The organism is Pseudobacillus sp. 179-B 2D1 NHS (genome assembly GCF_045370945.1).
GTDB lineage: Bacteria > Bacillota > Bacilli > Bacillales > Domibacillaceae > Pseudobacillus.
This window is the reverse complement of record NZ_JBIQDP010000018.1, coordinates 15,003-33,590: the sequence shown is the minus strand read 5'-3', so window position 1 is coordinate 33,590 and position 18,588 is coordinate 15,003. Positions and strand designations below refer to the sequence as shown.

The window sequence follows — 18,588 nt, the reverse complement described above, 5'->3', positions numbered from 1 at the left end:
GGGGAGGCAAAGAGAAGGATGAGGGGAAAGGGTGAAATTGATGGAAAATGGTAGAAACTCTTTAAAAAGAACACTGACATTAGCACCGCTTGTTTTATTTGGATTAGCTTATATGACACCGATGATTTCATTTGGCATTTATGGCGTGCTGGCTGAAGCAACAAGTGGGCTGGTACCAACAGCCTATCTTGTCGCATTAATAGCCATGCTATTTACGGCATATAGTTATGGAAAGATGGTGAAGGCCTACCCTGTATCCGGCTCCGCCTACACATATACGCGTAAATCGATTCATCCGAATTTAGGTTTTCTTGTAGGATGGGCAGTTTTACTCGATTATTTATTTCTTCCCATGGTGATATGGTTAATTGGAAGCGTATACTTGCAAGCTGCTTTTCCAACTGTGCCCGTGTGGATATGGGTCTTATCATTTATAGTAATAACTACTCTTATCAATCTCATTGGTATTCGGACGACTTCCCGAGTGAATTTTCTCATGATGGTGTTTCAATTTCTCGTTATTCTTTTATTTATCATTTTTTCCACAGTAAGTTTAATGAGTGGAGAGGGAATGGGAACGCTTTTTTCCGCAAGTGCCTTTATTCATAGTGACATGTCTTTTTCTCTAGTCTTGGCGGGTGCCTCTGTCGCTTGTTATTCATTTCTTGGCTTTGACGCGGTGACTACTTTATCGGAAGAAACCATCGACCCTAAGAAAACCATTCCGCGAGCGATCTTTCTTGTCGCTTTGATTGGCGGAGGCATTTTCGTTATTACTTCTTACTTTATTTATCTTGTCTATCCGGATTTTACTAAATTCCAAAATATTGATTCAGCCGGATTTGAGATTGCTGCTTTGGTTGGGGGCAACTTGTTTAGTGCTATTTTTCTTGCGGGAATGATTACCGCACAATTTGCTTCTGGTTTATCTGCTCAAGCGAGTGCGGCCCGCCTGTTATTCGCGATGGGACGTGACAACGTGTTGCCCAAGAAAATATTTGGCTTTATTCATCCACGCTTCAGCACACCTGTTCTTAATCTGTTTACAATAGCAATCATTGCTTTGCTGGCATTAAAAATGGACATAGCTACCTCCACTTCATTTATTAACTTTGGTGCCTTTGTTACATTTATTTTTGTGAACCTATCCGTTATTGGTCATTACTATTTTAAGAAAGGACTGCGATCGGGGAAACATGTCTTTTCCTATTTGGTCCTCCCATTAATTGGAGCCGCGTTTGATGCTTGGCTGCTTATCAATTTGGACAAACATGCATTGATCCTTGGAGGTGCATGGGCCTTGATTGGATTTATCTACTTACTGTTTTTAACGAAGCTGTTTCGTGAGGCCCCTCCAGAAATGGCGATCGATGACGTCGATGCAGCCTCATAGAAAAAAAGAGTGATAAAGAATAGGGAAGAACGAAAAGGGCTAATGGAAGATATCCGTAGGCCTTTTTTGTTTGTTTTCCAGACTTACTTTTTTATTGGCATAATATTTGCATTTATCAGTTAAATGATCGTAGAGAGCAAACAATCTTCTACTGGTCTTTAAACATTAGATAGGTACCATACATAGAAAGGGAGAGACTAATGGGAAGAGGAAAAATGAACATTGCATTAATCCAGCATAAGTGCGTAGAAGACCGCGAAAAAAATGTAGAAACAGCTGAAGGGTTAATACGGGAAGCGGCAAATAGAGGAGCGCAAATTATTTGTACAGAGGAGCTTTTTGGCGGTCAATACTTTCCGCAGACGATTGATGTTAATAAATATGAGTGGGCTGAACCAATTCCAGGACCGACTTGTGACCGGATGCAAAGGTTGTCGCAGGAGCTTGGCGTAGTCATTATCGTTTCATTGTATGAATATGTGCGCGATGGTTTATATTTTAATACGGTAGTTGTATACGAGGATGGAGAATATTTAGGAAAGTACCGCAAGCATCATATTCCTGAAGGCCCTCAGTATATTGAAAAATATTATTTTACTGAAGGAGACACCGGCTATCCAGTCTTCAAAACGAAGTATGGAACGATTGGCGTGTTAATTTGTTGGGATGAATGGTTCCCGGAACCATCCCGTATCTTGGCTTTAAAAGGAGCAGATGTAGTATTTTATCCTTCAGCCATTGGTTCAGAACCTGACAATCCCGATTTAGATACATCGCAAACATGGGTAGATGCGATCCGTGCTCACGGGATCCATAATAATATGTTTATTGCTGCGGTAAACCGTGTCGGTCGCGAGGACAGCAATGAAGGCCATATGACATTTTATGGACGGAGCTTTATTAGCAATCCATGGGGAACCATTATTAAGGAAGCTGAAACAAAAGAAGATGAGATCATTATGGCTGAAATTGATCTTGCAGAGATTACCCACGCCCGCAATGTATTGCAGTTTCATAGAGACCGACGCCCGGATAGCTACGGAGAATTGCTTAAGCGTGTAATAGAATAGCAAATATAGACTCTAAAAAGCCGTTCACTATAAGTGAACGGCTTTTTTGGACTAAGCAATCAGGTTTTTTATTCATATAGGCATAAAATATGCATATTCGAATAAAAAGTGTGTCGAAAAAGGATAGACCGGCTCGTTTTTTTATTATTTCTAATTGGCACAATATTTGCAATAATTATAAAAAGGGTTAAGGGGGTTTGTTATGTCACAGACAAAAGAAATGAACAGGTCGCTAGGGCTTATCCACGTTGTTCTCTTCGGTTTTTCGTTCATGGCACTTGCCACAGTTTTCAGCACGTATGGAATTGCGGCCCAATTATCGCACGGAATGGTGCCAGGAGCCTATTTATTGGCCTTGATTGTCATGCTGTTTACTGCATACAGTTATGGACAGATGTCTAAATCTATCCCGTCTGCCGGCTCTGCTTATGCCTATACACAAAAGGCGATAAACCCGTATGTGGGCTTTCTTGTTGGCTGGGCTATTTTAATGGATTATCTTTTCATTCCTATGGTTAATTATCTGTTATTTGGCATCTTTTTTTCTGCTGCTTTTCCATCTGTGCCAAACTATGTTTGGATACTTAGCATGTTGTTATTAGTGACCGTTATTAATGTGAGAGGTGTGAAGCTGGCAACAAAGGCCAATGCTTTTATCACGATTTTCTCCATTGCATTTATCCTTCTTTTTATTGGGCTATCCATTAAAGAAATTGCAGGAGGGGCGGGCACTGGCACTCTCTTTTCTTTGAAACCGTTTTATAATTCGGAAGAGCCGCTTTCATTTATTATTTCGGGTGCTGCCCTTCTATGTTTTTCTTTCCTTGGCTTTGATTCAGCTACAGCGTTTGCAGAGGAAACTGTGAATCCGCAAAAAAATATCCCACGGGCAGTTTTCATTATCACGCTAGTAGGAGGAGCTATCTTTATTACCGTTTCATACTTTGCCCAAAATGTCTGGCCAAATTACAACTCATTTGTTGATCCGGACTCTGCAGCTCATGAAATCATTAAGTTTGTCGGTGGCAAAGCCCTCGCTTCTGCTTTTCTAGCTGTCTATGCCGTTACGGCATTTGGTTCTGCGATGTCTTCTCAGGCAAGTGCTTCGCGTGTGCTTTATGCTATGGGTCGTGATGGACAGCTCCCTAATAAGTTCTTTGGAACCTTGCATCAAAAATATAACACCCCTGTGAACAACATCCTATTAATTAGCGCTATTTCCTTGCTTGCATTGTTCTTAAGCTTATCACTCGTTGCTTCATTCATTAACTTTGGCGCTTTTCTTGCATTTACAAGTGTAAATATCGCCGTTATTACGTATTACTTTGTTCGGAAAAAGGAACGTTCTCTAAAAGGAACGCTGCTTTATTTAATTATTCCAGCAGTTGGAGCCTTGCTTGATTTATGGCTTCTTATTAATTTAGATATCCATTCAAAGGTACTAGGGAGCATTTGGTTTGCTCTTGGTCTTATCTATATGGTGGTTTTAACAAAAGGGTTTAGACAAAAACCGCCTATAATGGATTTATCAGCTTAGTATATAAATAGCAAAGGAGAATGAAAAATGTTGAAAGCGGATGTAATTATAAAAAGCAAGGCAGTTTTTACAGGATTAAAGGACGAACCGGAGGCCCTAGCCATTGCTGTTAAAGACAACAAGATTATGGGAGTCGACACGCCAGAAAAGATCGAAGCGCTGAAAAGTGAGGAGACGAAAGTAATAGATGCCGGCAATAAGCTTGTAATGCCTGGATTCCACGATGCTCACTTGCATATTATGCTCGGCAGTCTCTTCAGCCATTATTGTGTGTCTTTAACAGATGTCAAATCAGCTGAAGAGGCAGCGGTTAAAGTAAGAGAATATGCTGAAGGGAAACCAGATGGACAGTGGGTGATCGGCACAGGTTGGGATCATACGGCATGGGACAAGAAAGAGTTCCCCGACCGTTATATCCTGGATCAGGAACTGCCAGACCGTCCTGTTATGCTATTACATGCGGAAGGACATTATGGCTGGGTAAACTCAAAGGCGCTTGAAATTGCCAATATTACAAGTGAGACACCTAATCCGGAATATGGAGTTATTTACAAAGGTGATCAAGGAGAACCAACAGGCATTTTAATTGAAACTGCCATCGCTTTGGCTGCGGACTTTGCTTATGATTTTCCGAAGGAGCAGCTGCACGATATGGTGAGCCAGTTTTTGCAGCATGCAGCAAAGCTTGGTGTAACATCTGTCAATGACCTGTATGCGAGCCGTGCCCATGAAAAGCTAGAAGCTTATTCTGTGTTTAAGGAGTTTGAAGATAACGGACAATTAACATGCCGCTTCCATCTTTATCCGCCATTGAATGGCCAAATAGAACAAGCAAAGAAATTCAGGGAAGATTACTCTTCAGATAAGCTTCGGACTGCGGGGCTGAAGCAATTTATTGACGGGGTAGTGACCGGTTATACAGCTTATATGCTTGATCCATATGTTGACAAACCAGAAACCAGAGGAGAAATCGCCTATACAAAAGAGCAACTGGAAAAGTGGGTAGTAGAGGCAGACAAGGAAGGGTTCCAAATTCGTTTCCATACCATTGGTGATGGAGCTGTCCGGTTGGGATTGGACTTATATGAAACAGCCCAACAAGTGAATGGGAAACGGGATGCTCGCCATGCGCTTGAGCATATCGAGGTCATTGCGCCAGAGGACATTCCACGCTTTAAAGAGCTGGGTGTCATGCCTTCTATTCAGCCGTATCATATGGCTTTGATGCCAAGGGAAAGCCATACAACACGTGTCGGTGAAGAGAAGCAAACGTATATTTACCCGAATGCCACTCTATTAAGATCTGGAGCCGTTGTATCTTATAGCAGTGATTATCCAATTGTTCCGCTTGAACCGATGATTGAAATTTACCATGCAGTGACAAGGAAGGATTTCACGCTGGATGATACTTGGAACGAGCAGGAGCGAGTTACGCTTGCCGAGGCTTTGAAGGCTTATACTGCGGGTTCTGCCTATAGTGTCTTCCGGGAAGATGAATTAGGTACGATTGAAGAAGGCAAACTTGCTGACTTAGTTGTATTGGATCGCAACTTATTTGAAGTGTCAGCGGAAGAAATTCTGCAAACAGAAGTGGAAGTTACAGTAATGGATGGCGAAGTGGTTTGGGAAAAAACCCCTACTGCTGCTTTGAAATAAACAAAAACGAGTGCCTGCTTTTAAAGTTTGCGGCGGGTATTAATAAAAAGGACAGCCCCGAATGTAATCCGTTTGGGGCTGTCTTTCATCATTTAAGCTCCTAGATAAAAAAGCACCACAGGAATCGTTCCAATGCTTAGTAAAGTAGTGACCAGTGTGGTGAAAGATACGAGGTCGGGCTCCGTTCCGAATTGAATGGCAAACATCGTCGTATTGGCTGCAGCAGGCATTGCTGCCTGTAAGATGAGCACATTTTTTAGCAGTTCATTGACAGGTATGAAAGCAAGGATAGCAACTGCGAGCACTGGTGATGCAAACATTCGAATAAAGGTAACCGCAGAGACATAGCGATAGGCGACACGCTTGCGGGCAATAACGGCCAGCTGCATACCGAGGACGAGCATAACTGTTGGGATGGAAGCATCGGCCACGAGACTGATCGCTTCCATGAACGCTTTTGGAATATGTATAGATAAAATTTGTAGAGTAACACCGGCCAATGCCCCATGAATGACTGGCATGCGTACTACGCTTTTAAGAGATTGGATGAGAGAAGACTCGTCCTTCCCGCCGAGCGACGCAAAAAAGAGCCCGACTGTATTCATGAGAAGCGACTGAAAGACCATCATAATAACAGCATAGTCAAAGCCAGCTGCTCCGAAGGCAAAGAGTATGACAGGAGCGCCGTAATTTCCACTGTTCATGAAAGCGCCGCCGAGCATCATTGCAGACAACTGTGGTTTTGATGCTTTCATCCAGTAACCTGTAAGCCCAATCATCAAAACAAGGGCAAGACAAAGCAAAAGGCAAAATAAGATAATATAGAAATACTCCATCGTCAGCTCGTTCGTATAGAAAGTCCGGAAGGCAAGAAAAGGGGACATAATATAAAGAGCGGCTTTGGAAATGGATCGGATATCAAACCCGATTATTTTTTGGCCGAGAAAGCCGGCAAAGAAGATCATGAAGGCTGGCAATACAATCATTAGCAATTCCACATGTGTCACCTCCATTTGGACAATATGTTTTTCTCCTGGGCTATAAAAGAAACAGAGGATAATAAAGAGAGAGTGCCGCAAAGCGAGGCACTCCCGTTGTTAAGAGCCTATGGCCAGCTGGCGTTGCAGCCAATTTCTCCCCTCCACCAGACGAGTGACAAGCATGGCGCAGACCGTATTCCCGGTGGAGTTTAATAGAGTAGCAGGCGCATCAATAATCGTACTGATCACAGCGATAATTGGCAGTGCCTCCGGTGGAAATCCGAATACACTTAGAATTAGCATTTCTCCAATCATGCCGCCGCCGGGAATCGCACCCATAACCGCACCAACGAGAAATGAAACACCGAGAATAGCTAAGATGCTCGTCAGGCTTGTCATATCCTTGTTAAAAAGAGCAAACAAAAAGACGACCTTTAACACACCACCAAAAACAGATCCGTCTTTATGCGTATTAGCGCCAAGCGGAATAACCGTTTCTGCAATATCTTTTGGCACCCCCATTTTTTTAGCAGCAGTTAAGTTCACAGGAATGCTTGCCGCGCTTGAACAGGTCGCAATGGCTGTAATAGAAGGGGCTGCAGCATGTTTCCAGAAGATTTTTACCCCATCTTTTCCACCAGCAATAAAGGCATACAGTGTAAAGAAAACAAAGTAGTAAAGGGCTGTCAGGCCAAGGTAAAGAGCAAATGTCCGGGCATAGCCACTAAGAATTTGTGGTCCGAGTTCGCCAATAACAGCGGCGAAATAACAACCAAGCCCAATAGGCGCATAATACATAATAATAGAAACGACTTTCATCATAACAGCTGTGCCAGATGCCAGAAAGTCAGCTACTGGTTTTCCCTTTTCTTTTGTCATAGCAGTAGCCAGCCCGAACAAAATGGAAAAGACAATCAGTTGCAGCATGTTGCTTTTCGACAAAAGCAAGGAAAAATCATTAACAGTAAATGTATTTACTAGCTGAGCAGCAAATGACACATTGTCTGTTTCTGCTTCTGCAGGATCAAACTCAGCCATAATATTTTTAATCGCCGTCAGGTCTGTTCCCTCAAGTGGATTAAATAAAAAAGCGCCCGCCAAGCCGATCACAGCTGCAGTAGCCGCTGTGAACAGGAAGACAACCACAATGCTGGCCATGATTTTTCCCAGCCGCTTCATTCCGTCCATGCTGGCAATAGCTGAAGAGATGCTAAAAAAGACGAGCGGGATAATGATCATGAACATCAGGTTTAAAAACAAATCTCCTAGCGGTTTGACTACTGCTGCTTTTGGGCCGAACAGAACACCGGCAACTCCGCCAAGAAGAATAGCTGTGAGCAATAAAAAAGTAAATCGATAGCTTTTCAGAAAACGTTTCAACGAATTTTCCAGCCTTTCTTAGAGAATATACAACTTCCTTATCATATTACGTTTGAGAAGCTGTGAAAAGGGTTTCCCTCAAAGCAAAGAGCCAGATATCTCCGTCGGACAGGAGATGCCTGGCTCTTTGGGGTCACTCTTTCTCTTATACAACACCTTGATCGAGCATAGCGTTGGCAACTTTCATAAATCCAGCGATGTTGGCACCGATCACCAGGTTTCCTTCATAGCCGAATTCAGCAGCAGCCTCGACACTGCTAGAATAAATGTTTTTCATAATCGTATGAAGCTTCTGATCTACATCCTCGAATGTCCACGGCATACGCGAGCTATTTTGGGCCATTTCTAAAGCTGATACCGCGACACCACCTGCATTAGCCGCTTTGGCAGGAGCAAAGAGAACTTTCGCTTCCAAGAAGACATCGATCGCTTCTAGTGTAGATGGCATGTTCGCTCCTTCACCGACGGCTTTTACCCCGTTTTCAACGAGTGTTTGGGCTGCTTCTTCGTCGATTTCATTTTGTGTGGCACATGGGAGAGCGATATCGCAAGCAATATTCCAAATGTTTGAACAGCCTTCTACATATACAGCTTCCGGGTGTTCGTCTGTATATTCACTGATTCGTTTTCTTTCCTGTTCTTTTAAACGTTTGACGGTATCAAGATTAATTCCATTTTTGTCGTAAATATAACCGTTGGAGTCACTGCAGGCAACGACTTTTGCGCCGAGTTGGGTTGCCTTCTCGATCGCATAGATAGAGACATTTCCTGAGCCGGAGACGACAACTGTACTGCCGTTAAAGCTCAGGCCATTATCTTTGAGCATTTCTTCCACGAAGTAGACGGTCCCGTATCCTGTTGCTTCCGTTCTGGCCAGGCTTCCTCCATAGCTGACGCCCTTTCCAGTAAGAACACCTGCGTGGTAAGCATTCTGCAGCCGCTTATATTGTCCGAACATAAAGCCGATTTCTCGGGCCCCCACACCGATATCACCTGCCGGTACATCTGTATCCGGACCGATATGGCGAGAAAGCTCAGTCATGAAGCTCTGAGTAAAGCGCATGACTTCGCCATCCGATTTATCTTTCGGGTCAAAGTCAGATCCGCCTTTGCCGCCGCCAATAGGCTGGCCTGTTAATGAATTTTTAAAAATTTGTTCAAAACCTAGGAATTTAATAATGCTTGCATTGACAGAAGGGTGAAAACGAAGGCCGCCTTTATAGGGACCGAGGGCACTGTTATATTGAACGCGAAATCCGCGATTCACTTGAACTTTTCCTTGATCATCCACCCAAGGAACACGGAAGGTGATCATGCGTTCAGGCTCAACAATTCTTTCGAGGATGCTGTTATGCATATATTGAGGGTATTTGGCAAATACAGGGATGAGTGAGTCGAAAATTTCCTTTACAGCCTGGTGAAATTCTTTTTCTCCGGCGTTTCGCTCTTGAACTGTTTGATATACGCTATCTACATAGGATTTTGCTATTTTCATACCAGAATTAGGTATCTCTTTTGTTATATTCATTTCCATCTCTCCCACCTGTATAAAGAATTTTATGAATAATTAAACGATATATCTATATCTTACGGTACGCTAAATAATATCGTCAATGCCATTAAGATATGTAATCAATGCCGAAATGAGATTAAAAAGAGGGCCTTCCACATGGGGAAGGCTCAAAGACACGAACCATTAACCTAGAAAACCAAGCGTATTAATAAACACAATAATAATAGTTAACGGCACGAGCCATCTCATTAATAAGTACCAAGTGGAGTAGATCCCAGGGCTCAACCGGCGGCTAAGCATAAATTCTTCTTTTACAAGTTCACGATTCATCCGCCAAGCAATAAACAAGGCGATTAATAAATTGCCAAGCGGTAGAAGAATGTTGCTCACAAGGTAATCTGTCGTATCAAAAACGGTTTTGCCGAAAAGTTGAACATCTGCCAGCAGACTGAAGGAAAGTGCTGCCGGAATGCCTGCAAAAAAGACGATTGTGCCTGCAATAGCCGCTATTTTTCTTCTGGAAGCACCGTTTTTAAGAAAAGCAGCTACGATAATTTCCAACAGACTGAAGGAAGAGGTTAAGGTAGCGAATAAAAACAGTGTTAAGAAAATAAATAAAAACAAGCTGCCAAATGGCATGTGCGAGAACACGGAAGGGAGAACGATAAACAGCAGTCCCGGCCCTTCTGCCGGTTCAAAGCCAAAAGCGAAAACGACCGGGAAGATCGCCAGGCCGGCAAGGACAGAGACAAAAATGTTCATTATGGCAACTGAACCGGCTGAAGTCGGGAGGCTGACGCTTTTATTTAAATAGGAGCTGTACGTGACCATGCATGAAAACCCAACAGCAAGAGAAAAGAACGATTGCCCGAGGGCATAAAGCACAGCTTCTGCCGTTATTTTTGAAAAGTCAGGCTGCAAGAAAAAGCGGATACCTTCCATTGCTCCGTCAAGAGTTAATGCCCGGATGACGAGCACAACAAAAAACAAAAATAAGAGCGGCATCATATACTTGTTTGCTTTTTCGATTCCGTTTTGCACACCGGAAGCAACCACGACAACATTAATAACAAGAAAGACAGCAAGACCGGCGATGGTAATGGATGGAGAACCGGTAACGTGTCCGAAGAGGTTGCTATAATCTGCTCCGCTTTTAATGACTTGCCCGCCAAGCGCCATCACGGTATAGATGAGCACCCAGCCGCCTACTACGCTATAAAACGAAAGAAGGAGAAAACAGCCGACTACACCTAATTTGCCAATAATGGTCCAAAAGCTATTTGGGGCCAGTTTCTTATAAGCACTGACAGCTTCTCGGCCAGAACCGCGTCCAATGATAAATTCAGAAATCAACATCGGTAATCCGATTAATAAGGTAAATACAATAAACAATAACAGGAAAGCTCCGCCGCCGCTTTGACCGGTCACATAAGGGAACTTCCAGATGGCTCCAAGGCCTATTGCCGCACCGGCGGAGGATAAAATAAAGCCGAGACGAGAAGACCATTGTTCTTTTTTTTCCATAAACACTCACCTTTTCTATCTGTCTGCTAAAACACTAAAGCTTTGTGCGCAAGTCCCACAATTCCGGAAAGAAGCGGTGATCAAGCACTTTTTTTAAATATTGTACACCTGATGAGCCGCCTGTGCCCATCTTAAATCCGATAATCCGCTCAACAGTTTTCATGTGGCGAAACCGCCACTGCTGAAGCCAGTCTTCTATATCAATTAACTTTTCAGCCAGCTGATATAAGTCCCAATAAGCGTTCACATCATTATATACGCTTAACCATGCTGCTTCCACTGTTGGATGGCCTGTGTAAGTGATGGAATAATCGCGCTGAAGCAAGTCAACGTCAATTGGAAAGCCAGCTCGGGCCAAGGCTTCAATAGCCGCATCATAAATACTCGGTGCGTGATAAGTTTTTTCTAGAAGGGCATGAAGTTCAGGGTTTTTTTTGTAAATGGTTAAAATGTGGGATGTTTTGTAGCCAAGCAGAAATTCAATCTGTCTGTATTGGTATGACTGGAAACCTGAAGCCTGCCCAAGTTTGTCGCGAAATTCCATGTATTCAGAGGGAGTAAGCGTAGATAAAACATCCCATGCCTGAATAATTTGAGTTTGGATCTTAGAGACGCGCGCCAGCATTTTGAATGCCGGCTGCAGCTCATTCTTTTGGATGCAAACAATGGCTCCTTGTATTTCATGAATAATAAGCTTCATCCATAGCTCGCTAACCTGGTGAATAATAATAAATAACATTTCATCATGGTGGCCGGATAGCCGTCTTTGGCTGGAGAGCAGTCGGTTGAGGTCTAAATACTCGCCGTAAGTCATATTGTTTGTGAAATCAGTATGAATGGATGATTCTTGCAAGGGATCGTCTTTATTGATTGTCATATTTCCCCTTCCTCTCTGCTCGATTTGCAAGAGGGCGTAAAACGGCACGGACAGGGCTGCCATCTGCACCCTCAATGGGTAAAGGTAAAGCGATTAATTCATAATCGTCAGGTGCTATGTGATCGAGCACAATATTTTCAAGGATATGAATATTATGCTGGCTGAAAGAATGATGGACAGCCATCTCCTTACTATCTAGTGCATCAACAGATGGAACGTCCACGCCAATCAAACGAATGTTGTAGTTTTTTAAAAGGGGACCAAGATCTGGATCGAGCGAAAGGACTTTTTCAGGGAATATTTCAAGGCTGCTTACAGGTGTGGTTTTTAGAAGCAGCCGTTCCGCTCCCTCTAAAGGGAAAGCTTTCATTTGTTCTGCTCCAACTTTTTTTAGGTGAGATACATCAATTACTCGGGCTTTGCCAATAAAGATAGATAAGTCAAGGTCAAGAATCGTCGGAGCACTGGAGTCAAAGTGAAATGGTGCGTCAACATGTGTGCCGGTGTGAAGACTGGTCGTTATTTTGCCGATAGTAACAGAGCCCGTTTGCTCCTTTGTGAAAGAGACATCATAAGAAAAAGGAACATCGCCAGGCCAGTGGGCAATTCGGCTGTTAAGCGGCTGAGAGATATCTAGCCATTTTGCTGTCATTGAGCTTCATCCTCCTCATCGTATTTGTATTTTTATTAAAAGCAAACTATTCAGTTATGGATGATTTATCATCTCCTCCTGAGCTGTATTCCTAACTTGACTATAATGTAACTGGAGAGAGATGCCAATACAGTAGCGGAAGAAAACTATTTTCATTTATTTTTTTTTACAGTATAATGGATAATTAATGATCAGAAGAAGGCAGGGCTTTATTTATGGAAACAAACGTAACATCAACCCCTTTAATAGAAGAAAAAGGACGAAAGGACCGGGGCAGATTGCTCGTTAAATGTCCGGATCGGCCAGGCATTGTCGCAGCCATCTCTAAGTTTTTATCAGACTTTCAGGCGAACATTATTGAATCCAGCCAGTATTCCAGCGATCCGGAAGGCGGGACATTCTTTATTCGCATTGAGTTTGACTGCCCTGGTTTAACAGAGAAGCGAACAGCTATGGAAGCGGATTTCAAAGGGTTGGCAGATACATTCGCTATGGAATACCGGTTCACTTATACAAAAGATAGAAAGCGGACAGCGATCTTTGTTTCAAAAGAGCCGCATTGTTTGCTTGAGCTATTATGGGAGTGGCAAAGTGGAGACTTGCCAACGGATATTGCCCTCGTTGTCAGCAATCATGAGGCGGCCAGAGACATGGTTGAGTCTTTAGGTATCCCGTTCTACTACATCCCGGCTAACAAAGACATCCGGAAGCAGGTGGAACAAGAGCAAATCGCTTTGTTAAAAGAGAACAATATTGATTTGATTGTTCTTGCACGCTATATGCAAATTTTAACTTCGGGTTTTGTCAGCGAATTTCCGAATCAAATCATTAATATCCATCATTCGTTCCTTCCGGCCTTTATCGGCGCCCGTCCTTATGAGCGCGCTTACGGCAGGGGAGTAAAGTTAATCGGTGCAACCTCGCATTATGTGACAAATGATCTTGATGAAGGTCCCATCATTGAGCAGGATATCGAGCGGGTCAATCACCGGGATCATATAGCCGATTTGAAGAAGATTGGCCGTTCTATTGAACGCCGTGTTCTGGCGAGAGCAGTAAAATGGCACTTGGAAGATCGAGTAATAGTCCACGAAAACAAAACGATTGTTTTTCAATAAGAAAAAGCCCACCTATAAATGGTGGGCTTTTTTCTTAAAGACATGCAGCTGATTTTTACCTTTCCGCTTTGCCTCGTACATTGCCTGGTCTGCCTTTGTTATTAATTCATCGGGATGCTGGCCGTCCTGTGGAAATAAGCTAATGCCGATACTGGCCGATACTACTGCTTGTCCTTCATTTAAGTGAACAGGCTGAGCAACGAGCTGGCAAATTCGGTTGGCGATACAAGCTGCTTCCTCTTTACTTCTTAAATCGAATAGAAAAACAATAAATTCATCTCCGCCGAGACGGGATACGATATCTTGCTCACGGATCACTCCTTTTATTCGTACAGCTGTCTTTTGCAGCAGTAAGTCACCTTGGTCGTGTCCGTAGCTGTCATTTACGTCCTTAAATCCATCAAGATCGATAAATAACATGGCGCCCATCCGTTTCATGCCCTTTAAATTATCCAGCAGTATGGAAACTTCGCTGTAGAAAAACGTGCGATTTGGCAAATGAGTCAAGCTATCCTTATAGGCAAGATTCATAATATGACGACGATAATTTTCAAGAGAATCCACCATTGTGTTAAATTCAAGCTCTAGCAAAGAAATTTCATCTTTTCCTCTTACACGTATACGGGCAGATAAATCATTGTGTTGTTGAATGGCAATCATATTTTTCATCAAGCGGTTAAGACGGTGAAACACCATGCGGTTAATAAAGGAAAGGGCGCCTTTTAGCAATAACAAAGCAGCTGCTACAATTAAAAGCAACAAGTAGAAAACGCTTTTCCGGCCTTGATTGTAGAGATGCCGGTCGGCTTTAATGTGCAGTATAGCTGCGGGGTTACCATGTAAATCCGGAAGGGCAGCATAGGCACTATATTCGTCTGTTTTTTGCGTATCCATCCAGATAATAGTCGAGCTATCATCTGATTCTACTTCCTTTGGAAGCACTGTCCGTTTTAAGTCAGCCAGTTCCACCGGTAAAAGAGTATCATCACGAAGTTCATCAACCAGCTGCTTATCCAAATAGTGTCCGACAATCATTGTACCAGCGCGTGGACCGGTTAAGTCGCTTTTTAAAATAGGTTGAGAGACTAGCAGCATCGGTCCTTCTTGCAGACGAATAATACCTGAAAAAGAATCTTGCTTTGAAATGCGAGAAAGGAGAGGATCAGTTGCTAATTTTTCTAAAAGAGATTTAGAAACAACCGCTTCTCTTTCTTCTTCTAACCTTACGGCCTTTTTAAATAGAATCTTTTGCTCGTTATTTAGGATAAGAAGCACATTAAACTCATTGGTAAAAAAGGTTTGGTTCAATAGGTTGTTCTTCTCATACTTTTTGTTCGGTTTCAAGGCATATTGATATGTATCATCCCATGCCGAATAATCTAAGGAGCGGGAGACAAGGTGCTCCTCAAAGGTTGTAAGCGCATGCAAAATGCGTTGCATGTTTTCCTTTGCCTGAGCGTCTTCAAGAGCTTTGAAGTGAGTTAATATAAAAAAATGAGCAGAAAAATATAAAATGGATAGGCCTATGACAACAGCAGCAGTAAAAAATAAGATTATTTTTTTGCGAAGAGACATGATGGTTTTCTCCTATATAGATATAAACTCCTATGACCTATACCCTTTTTTGCGATTTGCAAAACTGTTTGTTCTTAAAATATAGACAATTTTTCACAATAAATCAAAAAACTGTCCTTCGAATTCTCTTTCATCTAAAACTTTCGTCCTTAAAATGATGAAAAGTAAAGAAATCTTAGCGAAGAACAGTTTTTTATCTTAGGAAATAGTAAATCTAACGATAACAGGAGCCTTTAGAGCTTTTCCTGTTGGTGACGCAATCGTCGTATCTATATAGAGAAAATAAGTTTGTCCGGATGTATAGCCGGCTGGCGGAGCTTTGACTGTCACTGTTTTTCCGTCGGAGCTTGTTGATAAAGCAAGGCCATCCACAAATTCTCCTTCATTTCGCACGAAAACGCTCGAAGAATTAACAGTTTTTGAATCGATGCTTTGGCTGAAGCGAATCGTCAATGTGTGGGTTGGCTTAAGATTTAGGAGAGAAGAAAACTCTATTAAGCCAAGTTGTTGGCGAATGTTGTTCAGCCCAAGCTGCAGTTCTGCTTTTTCTTGTTGATCTGGAAGTTTGCTAATAGCATGACGAGCAGAGTCATAGTCCCATAGCTTTTTAGTGGTGTTGGCCTGGACGATTTTATTTGCTGCTTCTTCAAAAGCGGATAGCAATCTGTTATCTACAGCAGGTTCTTGAACAGAAGACGGACTTGTTTCTCCATAAGTAGCTAATCCGTACCCATGCCAAGGATCTCTTCCGGGTGTACCAAGGTCTGTCGTTTGTTTTAGTAATTCATTTCGCAGAGTACTTCCTGAAAGAGCGGGATGTTGCTGTTTCAAGAGAGCAAGTAGACCGGCAATATGAGGAGTGGCTTGAGACGTCCCGCTCATGTAGGCATAACGTCCATCTGTATATGTGCTAAGAACATCAACTCCCGGCGCTGACACTTCCACTTCATTCCCGGTAGAAGAGAAACTTCCTCTTTTTAAATAGCGATCAACGGCTGCTACTGCTATAACGCTGTCATACTTAGCGGGATAGTCAACAGTGTTGCCAGTCCCAGCTGCTAACCCGTCATTCCCTGCTGCTCCAACAAGCACGATGCCCTTTTCATAGGCTTTATTAATCATGTCATGCATCATTCGAGAATCAGCTTCAGTTCCAAGACTTAGATTAATAATATCCATCCCGTTAGCGATCGACCAGTCGATTCCTTCAAGAATATCTTGGAGTGTCCCTTCTCCTTGTTGATCCATTGCTTTGACGGCAAAGAGATTGGCGTCTGGTGCTATGCCGATGATGCCGGTTCTATTCCGATGAGCTCCGATGATACCGGCTACGTGAGTGCCGTGTCCATTGTCATCAGCCCAGGAGGATGTGTAGTCAACGGTAGAAGTTCCACCGGCAATGGTTAACTCAGGGTGAGGGGAGATACCAGAATCAATAACGGCTACTTTCACACCTTTTCCAGTCATGCCTTTTTGGGCAGCTTCATTAGCTTTTACTGCTTGGTAGCTCCATTGGGATTCTTCACTGGAGATAAAAGCACTTGTTTTAGCATTATCTACTTGCTTTTTTGTGAGTACCTTCTTTTTTGTTCCCTTTAATTTAAAGACTACGTTTTTTTCAATATAAGCAATATTACGGTCTTTCTTCAGTTGATTGATGTCTCCTTGCTCCATAGTAACCGATACAGCGGGGGCATACTTGAATTGATGGTCGACTTCTACACTGTTGAGCAATGCCTTCTTCTTTCCAGTCGCATTTTTATAGACTACAATGACTTCTTCTTTTTTCTGGTCAGCTGTCTGGGGCTGAGCAGCAAGCGGGTGAGAGGCAAGCGATAAAATAAGTGCAGGAACAGCGAGACATTTAAACAGTTGTCGTTTCATCTATATATTTCATCCCCTATATACTAAATTTGAGAGTAAGAGACTAAGAGGCAGCGAGGAAAATGAATTTTCTTGCTATTTATATATCGGCAAAAAATGGCTCATTTTAATAAAATAGTGAAAATAAAAGAAAAGGTGAATTGACTGATAAACGCAGGATTGGTATAGTAATAGATAATTTTCAGAATAGTTTTATTAAGGAGAGGAGAAGAGAGAGATGAGTAGAGTTGAGACAGAAAAAGGCTATTTTGGACAGTTTGGCGGCAGCTTCGTTCCGCCAGAATTAAAGGAAGCTTTAGAATATTTAGCTGAGCAGTTTGAGGCATACAAAGATGAACCTGAATTTATGAATGAATATAAATATTATTTAAAAGAATACGTTGGTCGAGAAAACCCGTTAACCTATGCCAGCCAGTTAACTGAGCAGCTCGGCGGTGCGAAAATTTATTTAAAGCGGGAAGATTTAAACCATACAGGCTCTCACAAAATTAATAATGTAATGGGCCAGATTTTGCTGGCGAAAAAGATGGGAGCCAAGCGGATTATTGCCGAAACTGGTGCTGGACAGCATGGGGTAGCCACCGCTACCGTTTGTGCTATGTTCGGTATGGAATGCGTGATCTATATGGGGGCAGAAGATACCCGGCGCCAGGCACTGAATGTCTTTCGAATGGAGCTTCTTGGAGCCCAAGTTGTAGCTGTGAAAAGCGGGCAGGGACGCTTGAAGGATGCCGTTGATGCGGCGTTAGGTGATTATGTAGCAAACTATAAAACGACCTTTTACTTGCTTGGCTCCGCCGTAGGACCTCACCCGTACCCAACCATGGTGAAGCATTTCCACGGTGTGATTAGCGAAGAGTCGAAGAAACAGATTCTCGAAAAAGAAGGCCGTTTGCCGGATGCTGTCATCGCTTGTGTTGGCGGCGGCAGCAATGCCATTGGCGCTTTTGCCCATTATATTGATGAGCCATCTGTCCGTCTCATTGGTGCTGAGCCAGAGCAGGCAGCTACGCTTACGAAAGGGAAGCCAGCTGAACTACATGGTTTCAAATGTCTTGTTCTAATGGATGAGCAGGGAAATCCACTGCCTACTTATTCAATTGCTGCTGGGTTAGATTACCCGGGAGTCGGCCCGGAACATAGCTATATGAAAGAAACCGGGCGTGCAGAGTATTATACCGTGACGAACAAGGAAGTATTGGAGGCATTCCAGAAGCTGTCGCGTACAGAGGGGATTATTCCTGCTTTGGAAAGTGCCCACGCTGTTGCTCAAGCAATTAAACTCGCTCCACATATGGAAAAAGATCAAATTATTATTGTAAATATTTCCGGTCGAGGCGACAAGGACGTTGAGCAAGTATTTGAAATGCTAAAATAATAACGAAAAAGTCCAGAAGACTCTCTTCTGGACTTTTTTATTCAACAATGA

The 18,588-nt window shown here is 42.8% G+C and carries 14 protein-coding genes; 6 read left to right on the top strand and 8 right to left on the bottom strand.

Annotation, left to right across the window (positions count from 1 at the left end; all coding sequences use genetic code 11):
- Window positions 1–40: 40 nt before the first annotated feature.
- The 4 genes from ACH0BF_RS17000 to ACH0BF_RS16985 all read left to right on the top strand — a co-directional run bounded on the left by ACH0BF_RS17000 (window position 41) and on the right by ACH0BF_RS16985 (window position 5,656).
- Entirely contained in the window at window positions 41–1,393 is a 1,353-nt protein-coding gene (locus tag ACH0BF_RS17000) for an APC family permease (RefSeq protein ID WP_406909885.1), read from the top strand.
- A 215-nt stretch (window positions 1,394–1,608) separates the two neighbouring features.
- Window positions 1,609–2,463, top strand: a complete 855-nt coding sequence (locus tag ACH0BF_RS16995) for a carbon-nitrogen hydrolase (protein ID WP_259455640.1) — start codon at window positions 1,609–1,611, stop codon at window positions 2,461–2,463.
- Between the two features lie 202 nt (window positions 2,464–2,665).
- Window positions 2,666–4,000, top strand: coding sequence for an APC family permease (locus ACH0BF_RS16990; RefSeq protein WP_406909853.1), 1,335 nt, complete (start codon window positions 2,666–2,668; stop codon window positions 3,998–4,000).
- Between the two features lie 27 nt (window positions 4,001–4,027).
- On the top strand, window positions 4,028–5,656 hold the full coding sequence (locus ACH0BF_RS16985; protein ID WP_406909851.1) for an amidohydrolase: 1,629 nt from the start codon (window positions 4,028–4,030) through the stop codon (window positions 5,654–5,656).
- 92 nt (window positions 5,657–5,748) lie between these two features.
- On the opposite strand, the gene ACH0BF_RS16980 is transcribed toward ACH0BF_RS16985, so the two are convergent.
- From ACH0BF_RS16980 to kynB, 6 genes are all read right to left on the bottom strand, one after another.
- On the bottom strand, window positions 5,749–6,654 hold the full coding sequence (locus ACH0BF_RS16980) for an AEC family transporter (RefSeq protein ID WP_406909849.1): 906 nt from the start codon (window positions 6,652–6,654) through the stop codon (window positions 5,749–5,751).
- 99 nt (window positions 6,655–6,753) lie between these two features.
- Window positions 6,754–8,016: a dicarboxylate/amino acid:cation symporter gene (locus tag ACH0BF_RS16975; RefSeq protein WP_406909848.1), complete on the bottom strand. Its 1,263-nt coding sequence runs from the start codon at window positions 8,014–8,016 to the stop codon at window positions 6,754–6,756.
- A gap of 145 nt (window positions 8,017–8,161) precedes the next feature.
- A complete protein-coding gene (gdhA, locus tag ACH0BF_RS16970; protein WP_182917040.1) occupies window positions 8,162–9,544 on the bottom strand; it encodes an NADP-specific glutamate dehydrogenase in 1,383 nt (460 codons plus the stop codon).
- Window positions 9,545–9,712: 168 nt separating this feature from the next.
- Window positions 9,713–11,053: a sodium-dependent transporter gene (locus ACH0BF_RS16965; RefSeq protein ID WP_406909846.1), complete on the bottom strand. Its 1,341-nt coding sequence runs from the start codon at window positions 11,051–11,053 to the stop codon at window positions 9,713–9,715.
- Between the two features lie 34 nt (window positions 11,054–11,087).
- Window positions 11,088–11,930, bottom strand: coding sequence for a tryptophan 2,3-dioxygenase (kynA, locus tag ACH0BF_RS16960; RefSeq protein ID WP_406909844.1), 843 nt, complete (start codon window positions 11,928–11,930; stop codon window positions 11,088–11,090).
- The gene (gene kynB / locus ACH0BF_RS16955; protein WP_406909843.1) at window positions 11,917–12,582 is read right to left on the bottom strand and encodes an arylformamidase; all 666 of its coding nucleotides are present in this window, start codon (window positions 12,580–12,582) and stop codon (window positions 11,917–11,919) included. Before kynB ends, kynA begins: the two co-directional genes overlap by 14 nt.
- 215 nt (window positions 12,583–12,797) lie before the next feature.
- Between kynB and purU the strand changes: the two genes are divergently transcribed.
- Entirely contained in the window at window positions 12,798–13,700 is a 903-nt protein-coding gene (gene purU / locus ACH0BF_RS16950) for a formyltetrahydrofolate deformylase (RefSeq protein WP_406909842.1), read from the top strand.
- 12 nt (window positions 13,701–13,712) lie between these two features.
- On the opposite strand, the gene ACH0BF_RS16945 is transcribed toward purU, so the two are convergent.
- Together ACH0BF_RS16945 and ACH0BF_RS16940 are read right to left on the bottom strand one after the other, a co-directional pair.
- A complete protein-coding gene (locus ACH0BF_RS16945) occupies window positions 13,713–15,275 on the bottom strand; it encodes a sensor domain-containing diguanylate cyclase (protein ID WP_406909841.1) in 1,563 nt (520 codons plus the stop codon).
- Window positions 15,276–15,473: 198 nt separating this feature from the next.
- The gene (locus ACH0BF_RS16940) at window positions 15,474–17,159 is read right to left on the bottom strand and encodes a S8 family serine peptidase (RefSeq protein WP_406909840.1); all 1,686 of its coding nucleotides are present in this window, start codon (window positions 17,157–17,159) and stop codon (window positions 15,474–15,476) included.
- Between the two features lie 217 nt (window positions 17,160–17,376).
- Here ACH0BF_RS16940 and trpB point away from each other — a divergent pair, with 217 nt between their 5' ends.
- Window positions 17,377–18,537, top strand: a complete 1,161-nt coding sequence (trpB, locus tag ACH0BF_RS16935) for a tryptophan synthase subunit beta (protein ID WP_120035418.1) — start codon at window positions 17,377–17,379, stop codon at window positions 18,535–18,537.
- Window positions 18,538–18,588: the final 51 nt, after the last annotated feature.